The 17691-nt window shown below is 73.4% G+C and carries 8 protein-coding genes; 7 read left to right on the top strand and 1 reads right to left on the bottom strand.

The genetic code is table 11. The features are described from left to right. The first annotated feature begins 131 nt into the window (after window positions 1–131). The 6 genes from KV106_RS10305 to KV106_RS10280 all read left to right on the top strand — a co-directional run bounded on the left by KV106_RS10305 (window position 132) and on the right by KV106_RS10280 (window position 14792). Complete coding sequence (locus KV106_RS10305) at window positions 132–4415, top strand: DUF4132 domain-containing protein (RefSeq protein ID WP_261209964.1); 4284 nt, start codon at window positions 132–134, stop codon at window positions 4413–4415. Window positions 4416–4476: 61 nt separating this feature from the next. Then, window positions 4477–7911, top strand: a complete 3435-nt coding sequence (locus tag KV106_RS10300; RefSeq protein ID WP_261209962.1) for a DUF4132 domain-containing protein — start codon at window positions 4477–4479, stop codon at window positions 7909–7911. Between the two features lie 87 nt (window positions 7912–7998). Next, on the top strand, window positions 7999–9141 hold the full coding sequence (locus tag KV106_RS10295; RefSeq protein ID WP_093351842.1) for an ATP-binding protein: 1143 nt from the start codon (window positions 7999–8001) through the stop codon (window positions 9139–9141). Between the two features lies 1 nt (window position 9142). Further along, window positions 9143–11542: a DUF5682 family protein gene (locus KV106_RS10290; protein WP_261209958.1), complete on the top strand. Its 2400-nt coding sequence runs from the start codon at window positions 9143–9145 to the stop codon at window positions 11540–11542. Next, window positions 11539–12663 carry a VWA domain-containing protein gene (locus KV106_RS10285; RefSeq protein ID WP_057596088.1) on the top strand — a complete coding sequence of 375 codons (1125 nt, stop codon included), beginning with the start codon at window positions 11539–11541 and terminating at the stop codon, window positions 12661–12663. The genes KV106_RS10290 and KV106_RS10285 overlap by 4 nt, the downstream gene beginning before the upstream one ends. Beyond that, entirely contained in the window at window positions 12660–14792 is a 2133-nt protein-coding gene (locus KV106_RS10280; RefSeq protein WP_261209955.1) for an SWIM zinc finger family protein, read from the top strand. Before KV106_RS10285 ends, KV106_RS10280 begins: the two co-directional genes overlap by 4 nt. A gap of 3 nt (window positions 14793–14795) precedes the next feature. On the opposite strand, the gene KV106_RS10275 is transcribed toward KV106_RS10280, so the two are convergent. After that, window positions 14796–15677, bottom strand: coding sequence for a helix-turn-helix transcriptional regulator (locus KV106_RS10275; RefSeq protein ID WP_261209953.1), 882 nt, complete (start codon window positions 15675–15677; stop codon window positions 14796–14798). 270 nt (window positions 15678–15947) lie between these two features. On the opposite strand from KV106_RS10275, the gene KV106_RS10270 reads away from it, so the two are divergent. Further along, a complete protein-coding gene (locus KV106_RS10270) occupies window positions 15948–17600 on the top strand; it encodes an LVIVD repeat-containing protein (protein WP_261209951.1) in 1653 nt (550 codons plus the stop codon). The last annotated feature ends 91 nt before the right edge of the window (window positions 17601–17691 follow it).

Below are 17691 nucleotides of genomic sequence, written 5' to 3'. Positions count from 1 at the left end.
AACCCCCGCGCCCTTCGATGCGCCGCTGGCACGCGGCGTTCACATGGCGCGCCTATCCTGCCCTCAGGCTTGCGTACGGCAACGCTTCTCGATGTCCGCTCACCGACGAACCCCAGGAGGATTTTCTTTCCATGCGCCGTTTTGAACTGATCGAGGGAACCGCCAGCAAGTTCTGGGAAGTGGAACAGGCGGAGAACGATCTCAACATCCGCTGGGGCCGCATCGGCACCGCGGGCCAGAGCCAGACCAAGTCCTTCGCCGATGCCGCGAAGACCGCCACCGCGCTGACCAAGCTGGTGAGCGAGAAGACCGGCAAGGGCTACAAGGAAGTCGGCGTGAGCGCAGATGCGAGCATCGGCAAGACCGAGGCCAGGCCGAAGGCGGAACCGCCTGCCGAGGCACCTGCAAGCGCACCCGTGGAGGCAGCGGCGAAGGTCACCGCATCCGCATCCGCGCCCGCACCCGCCACGCCGGCACCGCCGCCCGTCGCGAGCGAAAGCCTCGACAGCCAGTGCGAGCGCGTCGTCGAGGCCGTGCGCGCAGCGATCGAGGACGGCAGCGTCAAGACCGGCGACAAGTTCTCGGCCGCCGCGCTCAAGCGCCAGTACGGCGTGAGCGAGCAAGGCGCCACGATGGCCTTCGAGGAGCTCAAGTCCCATGGCCTGCTGTCGGGCTGGGGCACCACTGCCGAGGTGCGCGAGAAGGCGCAGGATGCGGCGCGCGAGCTCGCGCAACGCACGGTGGCCGCGCACGGCGAGACGCCCGCCCAGCCCGTGGCCGAAGGCGCACCGCCCTGGCTCGCGCAGGGCGCGCCGCTGCGCATCACGGCGCAGACGCGCGAGTTCGCCTATGCCTCGCGGCGCTTTCCCTCGACCCGTCCGGTGCTCGACCTGGCGCAGGCCTGGATCCGCGCCTGCAACGACCTCGAGCTGCCGCTGGACCTGGCCGCGACCGATGCCGCGCTGCGGCCCGCGGCCGAGCGCATGCTCGCGCGCGACAAGCCCGCCACGCCCGCGCCCGATGCCGAGGCCGATGCGCTGCTGCTGGCCTTCATGGACCACAACACGCGCCGCGACAAGGCCGGCTCGGTGGTGTTCCTGATCCAGTACCTGGTCGCGCAGTACGGCCTGGCCGGCGCGATCGAGGTCTACCTGTCGGCGCTGCGCCTGCAGGTGGAAGGCAACTACGACCAGAAAGCCAAGAAGTGGCGCAGCCATTTCTCGAGCAACCCCGGCCACGCGGTCAACCACGGCTGGTACGGCGCCGTGGGCGATGCCGAGGAGGTGCTGCGCGAGCAGCTCTCGACCGCACCCGAGGCCGAGTGGCAGCAATGCGCCGACCTGATCGAGGCCGCGCTGCCCTCGCTGCATCCGAGCCGCCAGCCGCTGGCGGCGCTGCTGCTGCCCGAGCGGCCCGAACTCTCGAACGCGCTCGCGCTGCGGCTGGCCGGCGAGAAGGACAGCGGCGAGACCTTGCACTGGCTGCTGCTGACCATCACCGATGCCACCGCCGCCGCGCAGGCCGCCAAGGTGCGGCTCAGCTATTCGAGCGGCTTCTGGGGCCACTACAAGATGACGGCCACGGCGCTGCTGGAACGCGGCACCGAGGCCGTGGCGCTGCTCGAGCGCGGCGCGGCCGAGGAACACGCGGGCGAGACGCTCGCGGCCATCGGCACGCCCGAGGCGGTGGCGGCGCTCGCCAAGGTCGCGAGCGGCTCGAAGGCGGCACTGGCGCGGCTGTCGCTCGCGGTGGACCGCTGGCCGCAGGCCGCCATCGTCGCGCTGGCGCGGCTGGTGGCCGCCGGCGGCAAGGACGCGGGCCTGCTCACGCCCAGCCTCACGCGGCTGCTGCGCGCGCATGGCGGCCTGGTCGACGGCCTGCGGCCCTGGCTCGATGCCGGCGCGCAGGGCGCGATCGATCGCCAGCTCGCGCTGCTGTCGGGCCCGAGCGAGGTCGCCGAAACGAGCGAGCTGCCGGGCGTGCTGGCCTCGCCGCCCTGGCTCGCCAAGGTGCAGAAGAAGGCGGCCGCCGTGCTGGCGCTCGAGCCGCTCGCGCTGGCACCGCTCGAGCAGTGGGCGCCGGGCGCGCGCGAGGAGGCGCAGCGGCCCGGCACCTCGTGGCAGGTGAACCGCTTCGCGAGCGCGCGCAACGACGTGCAGGTGATGCTCAAGGAGCTGGGCTTCGAGAGCAAGGCCAGCAAGCTCGCGCACGAGGAGCAGGTGAAGCTGATGCAGGCCGCCTACGAGGCCGAGGACATGCCCGATGCCGCGGTGCTGCAGGACATCCACCAGCGCGGCGAGGCGCGCGAGAAGGAACTGCTCGCGAGCCTGCGCGACCCGATCCTCGACACCGCGCGCGAAGGCATCCGCACGGGCGATGCAGGCAAGCTGATCGCCGCCTGGCGCGGCATGCTGGCCGCGCGCAAGCAGGAGCGCTACTACTTCTTCTGGTTCGATGCGCGCTATGCGGCGCTGCTGCCGCCCGAGCTCGGCGTGCCGTTCTGGAACGCGGTGGCGGGCCAGGCCGAGACCCAGGGCGCCGACTTCGTGATGGCGAACTTCGGCCTGCCCGCGCTGCCGGGGCTGCTGTCGGTGGTGCGCGCCAAGCCCGGCGAGAACCTGCAGCTGGCGCTGAACTACGGCGCGGTGGAACTCGCGGCACCGGCCGCGCGCGCCTTCGCGAAGCTCAAGACCGTGCGCCAGGCCGGCCGCGACTGGCTGCTCAAGTACCCCGAGCACGCGGCCTGCGGCCTGATCGCGCCCGCGCTCGGCAAGGCCGGCGAGGCGCGCGACGTGGCGGGCGCGGCGCTGCGCCTGCTGCAGTCCGAGGGCCATGCCGAGCTGCTGCTCGAAGTGGCCGGCCGCTACGGCAAGGACGAGGTGGTGCAGGCGCTGCGCGCCGTGCTCGAGGAGAGCCCGCTCGACCGCTTCCCCACCAAGCGCGCGAAGCTGCCCGAGTTCTGGCAGCCGCGCGGCTGGCGCCGGCCGGTGTTGCGCAACGGCAAGGCACTGCCCGACGAGGCGCTCGACCACCTGGGCCAGATGTTCACCTTCCCGACCAACGAGGAGGTCTACGGCGGCATCGCGGTGGTCAAGGAGGCCTGCGCGCCCGAGTCGCTGGCCGACTTCGCCTGGGATGCGTTCAGCGCCTGGCTCGAGGCCGGCGGCCCGAGCAAGGAAGGCTGGGCGCTCACCGTGCTGGGCCTGCTCGGCAACGACGACACGGCGCGCCGGCTCACGCCCTTCATCCGCGCCTGGCCCGGCGAGGCCGCGCATGCGCGCGCCGTCACCGGCCTCGACGTGCTGGCCGGCATCGGCTCCGACGTGGCGCTGATGCTGCTCAACGGCATCGCGCAGAAGGTGAAGTTCAAGGGCCTGCAGGACCGCGCGCGCGAGAAGATCGACGCGATCGCCGAGGCGCGCGGCCTTTCGACCGAGGAGCTCGAAGACCGGCTCGCGCCCGACCTCGGCCTCGACGAGCAGGGCACCCTGCTGCTGGACTTCGGGCCGCGCAGCTTCAAGGTCGGCTTCGACGAGGCGCTCAAGCCCTATGTGCGCGAGCGCGCCGACGGCGTCGACGGCGCGCGCCTGTCCGACCTGCCCAAGCCCAAGAAGACCGACGACGCCGAGAAGAGCAAGGAAGCCGTCGAGCGCTTCAAGCTGCTCAAGAAGGACGTGCGCACCATCGCGAGCCAGCAGCTGCTGCGGCTCGAGGTCGCGATGTGCGCGCGCCGGCGCTGGACGCCCGAGGTGTTCCGCACCTTCCTGGTCGAGCATCCGCTGGTGCGCCACCTGGTGCAGCGGCTGATCTGGGGCGCCTACCGCGTGCAGGGCGAGGCCAGCTACGGCGGCGAACTGCTGGCGTGCTTCCGCGTGGCCGAGGACGGCAGCCTGACCACCGCCGAGGACGATCCCTTCGAGCTGCCCACCGGCGAGGACATCCGCATCGGCGTGCCGCACGCGCTCGAGCTCTCGCCGGCCGACGCTGGCGCCTTCGGCCAGGTGTTCGCCGACTACGAGCTGCTGCAGCCCTTCGCGCAGATCGGCCGCGACACCTACGTGCTGACCGAGGACGAGAAGAAGAGCCAGAAGCTCGAGCGCTGGAAGGACGCCACCGTGCCCACCGGCCGCGTGCTGGGCCTGGTCAACAAGGGCTGGCGCCGCGGCGAGGCGCAGGACGGCGGCGGCATCTGGTACTTCACCAAGCCGCTGGGCCCGAGCCGCGTGATCGAGCTCTACCTCGACCCCGGCATCATCGTCGGCATGGTCGACGAGTACCCCGAGCAGAAGCTCGGCGAGGTGCAGGTCGGCAAGCCCTCGGGCTGGGGCAACATGCAGAACGCCGAGACGCTGGACCGGCTCGATCCGATCTCGGCCAGCGAGCTGATCCGCGACATGGAAGGGTTGCGAGCATGAGCGCCACGCCGGGCCGCCCCAAGCAAGCTCGCACCGCAGTGCGAAGCACGAAGGTCTTCGAATGAGCGCCGCGCCGCTCGTGCTGCCACCCGAACTCCAGAACGCACTGCCGCCCGGCGAGCCCGGCGCGAAGCCGCCGCCCAAGGCCTCGACCTTGCCGACGCTGCGCAAGCGCGTGCTCGACAAGTGCGGCGAGTACCTGATCGACGCGCTGCTGCCCGAGCCCTTCGAAGTGCGCTCGCCCGCCACGCGCGGCTGGCTCGAGGCCGCGATGGACGCGGCCGACACGCGGCTGCTGGGCCTGATGATCGCGCGCTTCCGCGAGCAGGCCTACACGGGCCGCGACGAGCCGGCCGAGGCGCTGGTGCACTGGCTGGTGCTGCAGCACGGCCTCGCCACGGCCTTCGACGCGCTGCTGCATGCGGCGCGCTGGCGCCGCGAACGCATCGGCCACAAGCCGCTGCGCCAGGATGCGCCGCCCGACGACGGCGCCCATTCCTTCTGGGGCCAGCCCGCGAGCTCGCTGTGGCAGTTCCGCGGCCACTGGATGGCGGCCGACGCCGCGACGCGCGCCGCCTGCACCGAGCGGCTGCGCGCGCTGGACCCGCAACTGCCGCTGGCCGCGCGCGCCCGCTTCGCGATCGCGCTGCCCGAATGGCGCCCGCTCGCGCGGCAGCTGTTCGACCAGGCCACGCCCGAGCAGCTCGAGCGCTGCGGTCCCTGGCTGCGCTGGGCCGCCGGCCTGCCGCTGGCCGAGGTGGCGGGCGACGGCATGCGGCTGCTCGACCAGCCGTCGCTGCTCGCGCTGCTGCTGCGCGAACACGACGAGGCGCTGCTGCCGCTGCTGCTGGACCTCGGCGCACGCCAGCGCAGCGTGGCCGTGGCCTGGACGCTGGCCGCCTTCGACACGCCCGAGGCCACCGAGGCGCTGGCGCGCATGACCGCCGCCGATGCCGCCTGCGCCAAGGCGCTGGGCTGGGTCGCGGGCGAACGGCCCGAGCTCTGCTTCCTCGCGCTCGCGAAGGTGCTCGAGGACGGCGGCCTGCCCAAGGCCGGCGCCGCGCGCCTGGTGCCGCAGCTCAAGACCCTGGCCGGCACGCTCGGCGAGCGCCTGCCCGCGCTGTTGCCGGCGCTGCCGGCCGCCGTGCGGCGCCAGCTCGGCGCGGTCGCCGACCAGGCCGGCGCGGCGCCCGAGGCCTTCGCCGAACGCGCGCGCTGGCCCGCGGTGCTGGCCGACCCGCCCTGGGCGCGGCGCGCGGCCGATGCGGCGCCGCCGCTGGTGCTGGCCGGCCTGCCCGTGCTCGAGGTGCCGCCCGAGGAGGATTGGGGCGACGAGGTCCGACAGGACTGGATCGACCGCGACACGCCCTATGTCTACCGCCAGCCGATGGAGGCCGAGCGCGCCATCGGCGAGCGGCTGCGCGAATGGACGCCGGAGCGCGTCGCCGCGCTGCACGCGCAGCCGCCGCAGGAGCTCGAGCGCTTCATCGCCGACTGGCAACGCGTGCACGACGATGCCGCGCCCGACCGCCGCCAGTACGGCGCCTTCATCGCGGTGCAGTCCGCCTGGTTCCTGCCGCCGGCCACCGGGCTGGCGTTCTGGAATGCCGTGGGCAGCGGCAAGGAAGCGCCGCGCGCCGGTGGCTTCGTGGCGCGCTTCGGCAGCGCCGCGCTGCCGGGGCTGCTGCAGGCGCTGGCCAACGACGGCGACGAGTATTTCGTCGCGCGCTTCATCGGCGCCACGCAGCTCGCGCCCTTCATGGCGCAGGCGCTCGCGCGCCGGCCGACACGCCGCGCGCAGGCGCGCCAGTGGCTGGTGCGCTTCGCGCCGCATGCGGCCGCCGGCCTGCTGCCCGCCGCGCTGGGTGCCGAGGGCGAGGCGCGCCAGCAGGCCCGCGCCGCGCTGCGCGCCATGGCCGCGCTGGGACAGGCCGAAGCGCTGCGCGCCGTCGCGCGCCGCCACGACGATCCGGCCGTGGCGGCCGCCGTCGATGCGCTGCTGGCCGAAGACCCGTTGCGCGACTTCCCGTCGCGCATCAACGCGCGCAGCAAGCTCCCGGCCTTCTGGCAACCGGCCGGCTGGCGCAAGCCGCGGCTGCGCGACGACGGCCTCGCGCTGCCCGACGAGGCGCTGCAGCCGCTGGGCCTGATGCTGAGCTTCGCGGCCGACCTGCCGCAGGGCTATGCGGGCCTGGACGCCGTGCGCGCCGCCTGCGAGCCCCAGAGCCTGGCCGACTTCGGCTGGGACGTCTGCGAATCGTGGGAGGCCGCGGGCGCCGGCGCGCCCGGCAACTGGGCGCTACGCGCGCTCGGCCTCATCGGCACCGACGACACGGCGCGCCGGCTCGGCGCCCTCGTGCGGCGCTGGAGCGCGCCCGGCGCCGGCGGCACCGCCACGCGCATCGGCTGGGTGCTCGAGGCGCTGGCGCGGCTGGGCAGCGACGTCGCGCTGATGCAGCTCGACGCGATCGCGCGCAAGAACCGCATCGCCACGGTGCGCCAGTCGGCCGCCGAGAAGCTGGCGCAGGCCGCGGCCGAACGCGGCCTGAGCGGCGACGAACTCGAGGACCGGATCGCGCCCGACCTCGGCCTGGACGAACGCGGCGGCCTGCTGCTGGACTTCGGGCCGCGCCAGTTCCATGTCGGCTTCGACGAGGCGCTGGTGCCCTTCGTGCGCGAATCGGTCGAGGGCCGGCCCGGTGCGCGCCTGGCCACGGCACCGCGCCCGCGCGCGAGCGACGATGCCGAACGCGCGGCCGCGGCCGCGGAACGCTTCAAGGCGCTCAAGCAGGATGCCGCCACCGTCGCGGCCCAGCAGCCGCTGCGGCTGGAACGCGCGATGCGCACGGGCCGCGGCTGGCCGGTGGAAGACTTCCGCCGCTTCATCGCCGGGCATCCGCTGATGCGCCACCTGGCCGAGCGGCTGGCCTGGGGCGTGACCGAGGGCGGGCGCGACGCGCGCGGCCTGACGCTGCTGCGCGCCGCCTTCCGCGTGAGCGCCGAAGGCGAATGGGTCGATGCCGACGAGACGCCGCTGGACTTCGACGGCAGCGATGCCGCGCGCATCGTCGTCGCCCATCCGCTGCAACTGAGCGCCGCGCAGATCACGGCCTTCGCGCAGCAGTTCGCCGACTACGAGCTGATCCAGCCCTTCGAGCAGCTGCACCGCGCCGTGCATGCGCCGCGCGAGGACGAACGCGCGCTGACCGCGCTCACGCGCTGGTCGGGCCGCATCGCGCGGCCCGGACCGCTGTGGGCGCTGGAGTCGCGTGGCTGGCTGCGCGGGCGCGGCGGCGGCGGGGCCTACGACCATGCCTGGCAGGGGCTGGGCGGCGGCCGCGCGCTCGCGCTGCGCTTCGGGCCCGGCCTCGACAACGCGGGCGCCGGCGAGGACCAGACGCTCGAGGTGCTGCACCTCGGCCACCCGTTCGGCGAACTCGATCCCATCGTCTTCAGCGAGGCAGTGCGCGACATCGACGCGCTGGGCGCGCGCTGAGGAGCGCGACGCCGTCCTGCCATCGCTCTGCTATGTTTCCGCGGGCACCATCCCGCGCCCTTTTCAGATCCGACACCGATCCAGACCATGGCCACCTCCCGCAAGCCGACCGACACCCCACCCACCGGTTCCCCGGCCCTGCAGCGCCCGCCCGCCGAGATCCAGTACGCCGCGCAGATCGCGCAGCTGCAGGCGCAGGACAAGGACCCGCGTCCGCCGGGCTGGGCCATGAGCCTGAAGGCCGCGCGCGCCTTCATCCTCGGCGATGCGCAGCTGGGCATCGCGCCGAAGATCGTCGCGCCGGTCGCGAGCATCGAGCGCATGCTGGTCACCCTGGCCACGGGCCGCGGCCTGATGCTGGTGGGCGAGCCCGGCACCGCGAAGTCGATGCTCTCGGAGCTGCTGGCGACCGCGATCTCGGGCGTGTCCACGCTGACCATCCAGGGCGGCGCCTCGATCACCGAGGACCAGATCAAGTACGGCTGGAACTACGCGCTGCTGATCAACGAGGGCCCGAGCCCGCGCGCGATGGTGCCGGCGCCGCTGTACATCGGCATGCAGCAGGGCCAGGTGGTGCGCTTCGAGGAGATCACGCGCGCGCCGCTCGAGGTGCAGGACTGCCTGCTGGGCATGCTGTCCGACCGCGTGATGGCCGTGCCCGAGCTCTCGGGCGAGCACGGCATGCTCTATGCGCGCGAGGGCTTCAACATCATCGCCACCGCCAACACGCGCGACCGCGGCGTCAACGAGATGAGCGCCGCGCTCAAGCGCCGCTTCGACTTCGAGACCGTGTTCCCGATCCTCGACTTCGAGCGCGAGCTCGCGCTGGTGCGCGAATCGTCGGCGCGCCTGCTTGCGCAGAGCGGCATTCCGAAGACCGTGCCGCAGCCGGTGCTCGAGCTGCTGGTGGCCACCTTCCGCGACCTGCGCGGCGCGCCCGCTTCCTCCGAGAAGAACGGCGGCGGCAGCGACGCCGCGATGGACCGGCTCACGGCCGTGATGTCGACCGCCGAGGCGGTCAACGTGGCGCACGCGGTGGGCGTGCGCGCCTGGTTCCTCGAGCAGCGCGAGGGCTCGCCGGCCGACCTGGTCGACTGCATCGCGGGCACGGTGGTCAAGGACAACGCCGACGACCGCGCCAAGCTGCGCCGCTACTTCGAGCAGAAGGCCGCCAAGCGCAGCGGCGAGCACTGGCGCGCCTACTACGAGGCCCGCCACCGCCTGCCCTGAGATGAACGCGCCCCACATCGTCGGCGTGCGCCACCACAGCCCCGCCTGCGCGCGGCTGGTGGCCGAGCGCATCCGCGCGCTGCGCCCGGCCCATGTGCTGATCGAAGGGCCGGCCGACTTCAACGCGCGGCTCGAGGAGCTCTACCTGCCGCACCGGCTGCCGGTGGCGATCTACAGCTACCTCTCGGCCGGCGAGACGCACCACGGCTCGTGGTCGCCGTTCGCCGAGCACTCGCCCGAATGGCAGGCACTGCAGGCCGGCCGCGAGGTCGGCGCCGAAGTGCGCTTCATCGACCTGCCGGCCTGGCACGACGCCTTCTCGCGCATGGAGAACCGCTATGCCGACGTGGCCGACACCCAGCACGAGGAACGCGCCGCGGCCTACGAGCGCGCGCTGACCGAGCAGCTCTCGGTGCAGGGCCGCGACGCGCTGTGGGACCACCTGTTCGAGGACGGCTGCGACAGCGCCGAACTCGCGCAGCGGCTGTCCACCTACTTCGAGCACCTGCGCGGCGAGGACCCGGGCTCGCTCGGCAACCAGGCGCGCGAAGCCATGATGGCGCGCTGGATCGCCTGGGCCATGGCGCAGCCCGCGGTGCAGGCCGGCGCGCCGGTGCTGGTGGTCTGCGGCGGCTACCACGCGCCCGCGCTCGCGCGCTTGTGGCCCGGGCTGCCGGCGCAGCTTCCCGAGACGCCCGAACCCGAGGTCGAGGACACGCCCGATACCGACGACGAAGACACCGTGGTGCGCTACGGCTCCTACCTCGTGCCCTACACCTTCAAGCGGCTCGACGCCTTCGCGGGCTATGCCTCGGGCATGCCCTCGCCGGCCTACTACCAGTGGATGTGGGAGCTCGGCCCCGAGGGCGCCGCCCACCGCGCGCTGCAGCAGGTGATGCAGCGGCTGCGCGACAAGAGGCTACCTGCCTCCACCGCCGACCTGATGGCGGTGCACCTGCGCGCGCAGGGCCTGGCGCGGCTGCGCGGCCACGAGAAGCCGCTGCGCTCCGACTGGCTCGACGCGCTGGCCGGCGCGCTGGTCAAGGAGGCGCTGGACGCGCCGCTGCCCTGGACCTACCGCGGCCCGATGCGCCCCGGCACCGCGCCAGTGCTGGTGCAGGCGATGGACGTGCTGGCCGGCGACATCGCGGGCCAGCTCGCCGACGGCACGCCGCAGCCGCCGCTGGTGAAGTCGGTGCGCGACGAGCTCGCGGCACACGGCATCGAGCTGCGCGGCCAGCGCAAGCTCGACCTGCTCGATGCCGCCGACCGCGCGCGCAGCCGCGTGCTGCACCGGCTCGCGCTGCTGCGCCTGCCCGGCGTGGTGCGCAGCCAGGGACCGAAGCTCGCGATGTCGGGCGAACGCACCGAGGTCTGGACCCTGGGCCAGCCCTTCGAGCAGCAGGCCGCGCTGATCGAGGCCGGCGCCTGGGGCGCCAACCTGCACGACGCGGCGCGCGCGCGGCTCGAGGACGAGCTGCGCCACGCGCAGGGCCGCATCGGTCCGCTGGCCGAGGGCCTCAACCAGGCCGCCTGGGCCGGCTTGCCGGCGCTCAGCGGCGCGCTGCTGCGCGAGCTGCAGCAGGCGATGGCGCGGGAGCCGCGCTTCGAGGCCATGGGCCCTGCCCTGGCGGTGATGCACACGCTGCTGCGCCACGGCCAGCTGCTCGGCATGGCCGACGCGCCGGTGCTGCGGGTGGCGATCGAGGCCGGCTTCGACCGTGCGCTGTGGCTGCTCGAGCCGCCCGCGGCGATCGCGCCTGCCGACATCGACGCGCACCTGCAGGGCCACCTCGCGCTGCGCCGCATCGTGGCCGACGTGCTGGCCGACCGCGAGGACGCCGCGCAGGCCGAACCGCTCGACGTGGAGCCCGCGCGCGCGCTCGCCGTGTGGCAGCGCAAGGCGGCCGATGCCGGCGCGGCACCGCTGAGCCGCGGCGCGGCACTGGGCGCGACGCTGAGCCTCGCGCACCGCGTGCCGCAGGCCACGCAGGCCGGTGTGGCCGATGCGATGCAGCTGCTGCACGCGATGCCCGCGCCAGTGCTCGGCGATGCGCTCACGGGCCTGCTCGCGCTCGCGCGCGAGACGCTGTCGTCCGAACCCGCCTTCGCCGCCGGCATGGACCGCACCGTGCAGGCGCTGGACAACGCCGACTTCGTGCGCGCCATGCCGAGCCTGCGCGCCGCCTTCGCCTGGCTGCCGCCGCAGGAACGCGGCCGGCTCGCCGACCAGGTGCTGGCGCTGCACGATGCCACCCACCTGTCGCGCCGCGCGCTCACGGCGCGGCACGAAGGCGAGGCCGCGCCCGAGGCGCTGGCCGCGGCGCGCGCCGCCGAGGACGCGGCGATCGCACGCCTCGCGGGCTGGGGCCTGAGCCTCGATACGGAAGAACAGCCATGAGCCTCGACATCCCCGATCCGCTGCAGCGCTGGCGCCTGCTGCTCGGCGATCCGGCCGAACGGGCCTGCGGCGGCCTGAGCGCCGAGGCGCAGGCCGCCGACGCCGCGCTCGACTGGCTCTACGGCCGCGACGGCGACCGCGCCGAGCGCGGCGAACGCAGCGCCGGCCTCGGGCCCTCGGCGCTCAGCACGCCCGACTGGATCAACGCCATCCACACGCTGTTTCCCAAGGAAGTGATCGAGCGGCTCGAGCAGGACGCGGTGGAACGCTACGGCATCGACGAGGTGGTGACCAACCTTGAGGTGCTCGAGCGCATCGAGCCTTCGGAGTCGCTGCTGCGCGCGGTGCTGCACACCAAGCACCTGATGAACCCCGAGGTGCTCGCGGCCGCGCGCAAGCTGGTGGCCGAGGTGGTGCGGCGCATCATGGAGAAGCTCGCGACCGAGGTGCGGCAGGCCTTCAGCGGCAGCCGCGACCGGCGCCGGCGCTCGCGCATGAAGGTGGCGCGCAACTTCGACTTCAAGCAGACCCTGGCGGCCAACCTGCACCGCTACGACCCGCAGCGGCGCAAGCTCTACGTCGAGCGGCCGGTGTTCATCAGCCGCACGAAGCGTCATGCCGAACCCTGGGACATCATCCTGCTGATCGACCAGAGCGGCTCGATGGTCGACTCGGTGATCCACAGCGCGGTGATGGCCGCCTGCCTCTGGCAACTGCCCGGCATGCGCACGCGGCTGGTGGCCTTCGACACCGCGGTGGTCGACCTCACGGCCGACGTCTCGGACCCGGTCGAGCTGCTGATGAAGGTGCAGCTCGGCGGCGGCACCGACATCGCGAAGGCCGTGGCCTATGCGCAGTCGCTGGTGGCCAATCCCGCGAAGACCATCGTGGTGCTGGTCAGCGACTTCTACGAAGGCGGCAGCCCCTACGAGCTGGTGCGCCGCGTGAAGGCGCTGGTGGAAGCCGGCGCCAAGGTGCTGGGCCTGGCCGCGCTCGATGCGAAGGCCGAGCCCAGCTACGACCGCGAGATGGCCGCGCGGCTGGTGCGAGAGGGCGCGCAGATCGGCGCCATGACGCCGGGCCAGCTCGCGGGCTGGCTGGCCGAGAAGGTGCAGGCATGACGGCGGTGCGCGGCGACCTGCTCGAACTCACGCCCGAGGCGCTGACCGCGCTCGCCAACGCGGGCTTCGTGAAGCGCGCGCAGAAGGACGTGGCGGCCGGCCTGCTGCCGCTGCTCGAGACCGCCGACGACGGTACGGTGAGCGCGCGCTTCGACGACGGCGTGCGCACCAGCCTGCCGCCGGGCCGCACCCTGCGCGATGCGCAGTGCAGCTGTCCGGCCAGCGGCATGTGCCGGCACCGCGTGATGCTGGTGCTGGCCTACCAGGCGCAGGCGGCGAGCGCCGCGCCCGCGCCCTCGGCCACGCCGGCGGAGGACGAGGTCGACGCCTCGGCCGCGGGCGGCGAATGGAGCCCGGCCCATTTCGACGATGCCGCGCTCGCCGCGAGCTTCGCGCCCTCCGTCATCGAACAGGCCCAGCGCCTGGCCGCCGCGCGGCCCGTGGTCGCGGTGCAGGCCTGGCGCAGCGCGAGCGCGCCGCCGATCGCGCGGCTGCCGATGTGCAGCGTGCGCTTCTTCTCGCGCAGCTCGCTGGTGCACGCGCGCTGCGACTGCAAGCAGGGCAGCGGTTGTGCCCACGTGGTGGTGGCGCTGTGGGCCTTCCGCCAGGCCGGGCCGCTGGCCGCGGGCTCGCCCGAGCGCATGGTGGAGGTGCGCGCGCCGGCCGACGGCGACGCGACCGGCGACGGCCACCGCCCCGCCGCGCTGATGCAGGGCGAGGCCGCGCGCGCGCTGCAGGCGCAGCTCGAGGCGCTGAGTCTCTCGCTCTGGCTCGATGGCTCGAGCCAGCCGCTGATGGCGCTCGCGGCGCGCTTCGAGGCCGCGCGCGAGCAGGCGCGCGCGCTGGGCTGGCGCTGGGTGGAAGATGGCATCGACGAACTCTGGATGCTGCTGCAGGCGCAGCAGGCGCGCAGCAGCCGCTTCGATCCGCGGCGCCTGCTGCACGTGATGGCCGAGCTCTGGGCGCGGCTGCGCGCGGCGGCCCATGCCGACAGCGCGGCCGGACCGCCGCCGCTGCCCGCGAGCCAGATCCTCGGCGTGGGCGTGAAGGGCGAGGTCGCGCTCGATCACCTGCGGCTGGTGTCGCTGGGCGCCGAACTCTGGTCCGACGAGAGCGGCGAAGGCGCGAGCGTGATGTTCGCCGACCCCGACACGCAGGCCGTGACCGTGCTCGAGCGCCAGTGGTCGCGCGCCGACGATGCCACGGCCGGCGGCACGCCCGCGAACCTGCTGGGCCGCCGCGTCGCGGGCTTTCCGCTGCGCCAGCTCGCGGGCGGGCAGGTCATCACCAAGACCGCGACCCGGCGCGCCAACGGCCAGATCGACATCGCGCCGGGCGCGCGCCAGACCGGCGTGATGCCGCTGTCGCCGAAGTCCTGGGACGACCTCGTCGCGCCGCTCAAGCAGCCGAGCGTGCAGGCACTGGTCGCGCACCTGCGCGAGACGCCGCCCGACTTCGTGCGGCCGCGCCAGGCGGCGAGCGGTGCCGCGGCGGGCGCCTCGGGCCAGCTGCATGTGGCGGCCTTCGAGCACATGGCGGTGCTGGCCAGCCACTGGGATGCGGCGGCGCAGGTGCTGCATGCGCGCCTCGGGCGCGCGGCGGACGACACGGACGCGGCCGCGCCTGCCGATGATGTCCCGCCGCTGCATCTCGCCCTGCCCCATCGCGCGGCCGCGCCCGGCGCCGTCGATGCGCTCGCGCGCGCGCTCGCCGGCGAATGGGGCGCGCTGCGCGCCGTGGCCGGCAGCGTGCGGCTGCAGGACGGCGAGCCCGTGATGCAGCCGACGGCCCTGCTGACCGTGCAGCGCGCCGTGGTGCTGCAGGCCGAGGCACCCGCGCCGCAACCGCTGCCGCTGCAGGGCGAGCACGAGGCGCCGCCCGCGCTCAACGCGCTCGCCACCGACACGCTCGACCTGCTCGCGCTGTGGCTGCGCCAGGGCCTGCGCCACCAGGGCGGCGGCGCCGCTTCGCGCGCCGAGACGCAGGCCGCGCAGCTCGAGCGGGCCGGGCTCGCGCGCAGCGCCAGGCTGCTGCGCGGCGTGCTCGGCCAGTTGCGCGCGGCGCAGCGCGGCGCGCTGGTGAGCCAGCTCGCGCTGCTGAGCCTGTGGATGCAGGGCGTGGGGCAGTAGGGACTAGACAGCGCAGCAGTTGCGGTACTCGAGCGCCGTGCGCCGCTCCACCTTCTTGAAGGTGTCGGCGAAGTGGCTGGGACTCGCGAAGCCGCAACGCAGCGCGATGTCGGTCACCGGCAGCCGCGTGAGGTGCAGCATCTGCTTCGCATGCTCGATGCGCGCGCGGATCAGGTACTGGTGCGGCGTCACGCCGGTGCTGCGCTTGAAGGCGCGCAGGAAGGCATAGGGATCCATGTCGAGCAGCGCGGCCAGCGCGCCGAGCGACACGCCGATCTCGAGCCGGCCGCGGATGTGCTCCTTGACGCGCTCGAGCGCGGCCTTCGACAGCAGGCCCTCGGCCTGCGCCTCGCTGGCCGCGGCCGTGTGCGTCTGCCGCAGGTGCGCGAGCAGCGCGATCAGCAGTGTCTCGCCATAGCCGGGCCCCTCGGGTTGGCCGGTCTTCGCATCGGCATGCAGCGCGAGCAGCAGCTGCGCGATCAACGGACTCGACACATTGCAGCAGGGCACCAGCGCGCGATCGCCGCCATCGCCCTCGCCGGTGCTCTGGAAATGGCGCGGATCGATGCTCAGCGTGAGCGCCTCGCACGGGTCCCAGGTGCGTCCCTTGATCTGCGCGCCGGCCGGCAGGATGCTGATGCCCAGCGGCTGCGCGGTCGCGGACCAGAAGCGTTCGTCGTGCAGGCGCATCTCGAAGCGCGTGGGACCGCCGAGGTTGACCGAGATGCAGTGGCGGATCAGGCCGCCCTCGACGTTGTCCATCGGATCGGCCGCCTCGTGCTCGAGAACGATGCCTTCCCAGCGGGCCTCGAAGAGAAGCCTGCCGCAGCCGCGGTCGATGCCGACCGGCTGGCCGCGGCCTTGCACGCGCTGCCGAACGCCCATGGCCTGGTCCTTGTGGTTGTATGTATGTCTCCGGGCGGCGATGGTTTGCGAGCGGACTTACAGCGCGCTGACGGGTCGCCGATGCCGCGCCGCTGCAATTTTCCGGAAGCCGCACCGCCGCCGCGCGGGGCCGGCGCGGCGCGCATGCGCCTGCAATTCCCCGGAAGCGCCGAAACGCCCTGCCGCGAATACTTCTCCCACACGCAACGAAGCGCGGCGGCCCGCGCCGCGCGAACGGTGCGTGGATCACAACAACGGAGACACGCAGGAATGAAACGCGCAAGACTCATCGGCGCCGCCGCCTCGGCGACGGCACTTCTCATGGCATGCGGTGGCGGCAGCGGCGGGGGCGCGGTGCTGCCCATCCTGCCGCCGCCCAGCAGCGTGGCCGAGCCGCCCGCGCCACCGCCGCCGCCCGAAGGCCCGCCGCCGCTCACGGTCGCGAAGGCCGTCTGCGCCGAAGGCGGTACGCCCGAATCGGCCCTGCAGGGCCAGGTGCCCGCGGCGATGCGCCAGGGTTTCAAGGGCTTCTCGTGCAACCTGCAGCTGGTGGGCCAGTTCGAGGGCGAAGGCGGCAACTGGTCGGCGGCGTCGTTCCGCGATCCCGGCGGGCGCACCTGCGCCTATCACGCGACCGCGTACCCGGTGGGCTTCGACGGCAAGCCGCGCGGACGCGTGAACCCGGGCGTGCCGGTGATCGACATCAGCGACCCGGCCAAGCCCTGGCGCAGCATGTCGCTGACCACGCCCGCGATGCTCGACCCGTGGGAATCGCTGCGCGTGAACGCGCGGCGCCAGTTGCTGCTGGCCGACAACGGCAACAACGGCAGCGTCTTCGCGGGCTTCGGCGGCGCGGAGATCGACATCTACGATCTCTCCGCCGACTGCCGCACGCCGCAGCTGCTCGCGAGCATGGAGGTGGGCACCGGCAAGGACGGCGGCATCGTGCCGCCCGACAGTCCCAAGGGGCACGAAGGCAATGTGTCGCCCGACGGGCTGACCTACTACATCGGCGACATCGCCACCGGCCGCTACCACGCGGTCGACATCACGAACTCGACCAGGCCGCGCATGGTGGCTTCGTTCGACATGAAGACCGTGGACCTCGGCGGCACGCACGGGCTCTCGGTCAGCGAGGACGGCAAGCGCGCCTACGTGGTGTCGACGGGCATCCCGGCGCCGGGCGAGTTCCTCGACCCCGGCGCGAAGACACGCAACGGCTTCCTGATCCTCGACACCTCCGAGGTGCAGGCGCGCGTGCCCAACGCGCAGATGAAGGTGATCTCGGCCACCACCTTCAAGGACGGCAGCGTGGCGCAGCACACCATCCCCGTGACCATCGCGGGCAAGCCGCACCTGGTGATGGTCGACGAAGGCGGTGCCGCGGGCCTGAGCGACACGGCCAACGTGAAGCTGGCCTGCGAGGCAAAGATGGCGCCCTACCCGATGGCGCGCATCTACGACATCAGCGACGAGACCAAGCCCGTGCTGGTATCGAAGCTGATGCTCGAGACGCACGACCCCGCGAACTGCGACAAGGTCCTGCCCGACATCGCGGGCCTGTCGACCTTCACCTACGGCAGCCATTACTGCTCGGTCGACAACCGCAACAACGGCACGGCGCTGGCGTGCTCCTACTTCAACTCGGGCGTGCGCGTGTTCGACATCCGCAATCCCGCGCGGCCCAAGGAGATCGCCTACTACAACCCCGCGGGCGCGACCACGCCGCGCGCCGGTTCCTTCCACAGCCAGCTGACCGTGGCCGGCAGCGGCGGGCCCGACTGGTGCGCCTCGCGCGCGGACTTCGATTTCGATCGCGGCCTGCTCACGACCATGTGCCAGGACAACGGGCTGCTGGTGCTGAAGTTCGCGAAGAACACCTGGCCCTTCGCGCAGAGCACGCCTTCGACCTTGCAGAACTGAAGACCATGGGACGCGGGGAATGCAATTCCCGGAATGGCATTCCCCGCTCGCGCTCGATCGCATCTCGTCGCAATGGACAACGAATCTTGCC

The organism is Variovorax endophyticus (assembly GCF_025376855.1).
Taxonomy (GTDB): Bacteria; Pseudomonadota; Gammaproteobacteria; order Burkholderiales; family Burkholderiaceae_C; genus Variovorax.
This window is presented reverse-complemented; position numbering and strand designations above follow the sequence as displayed.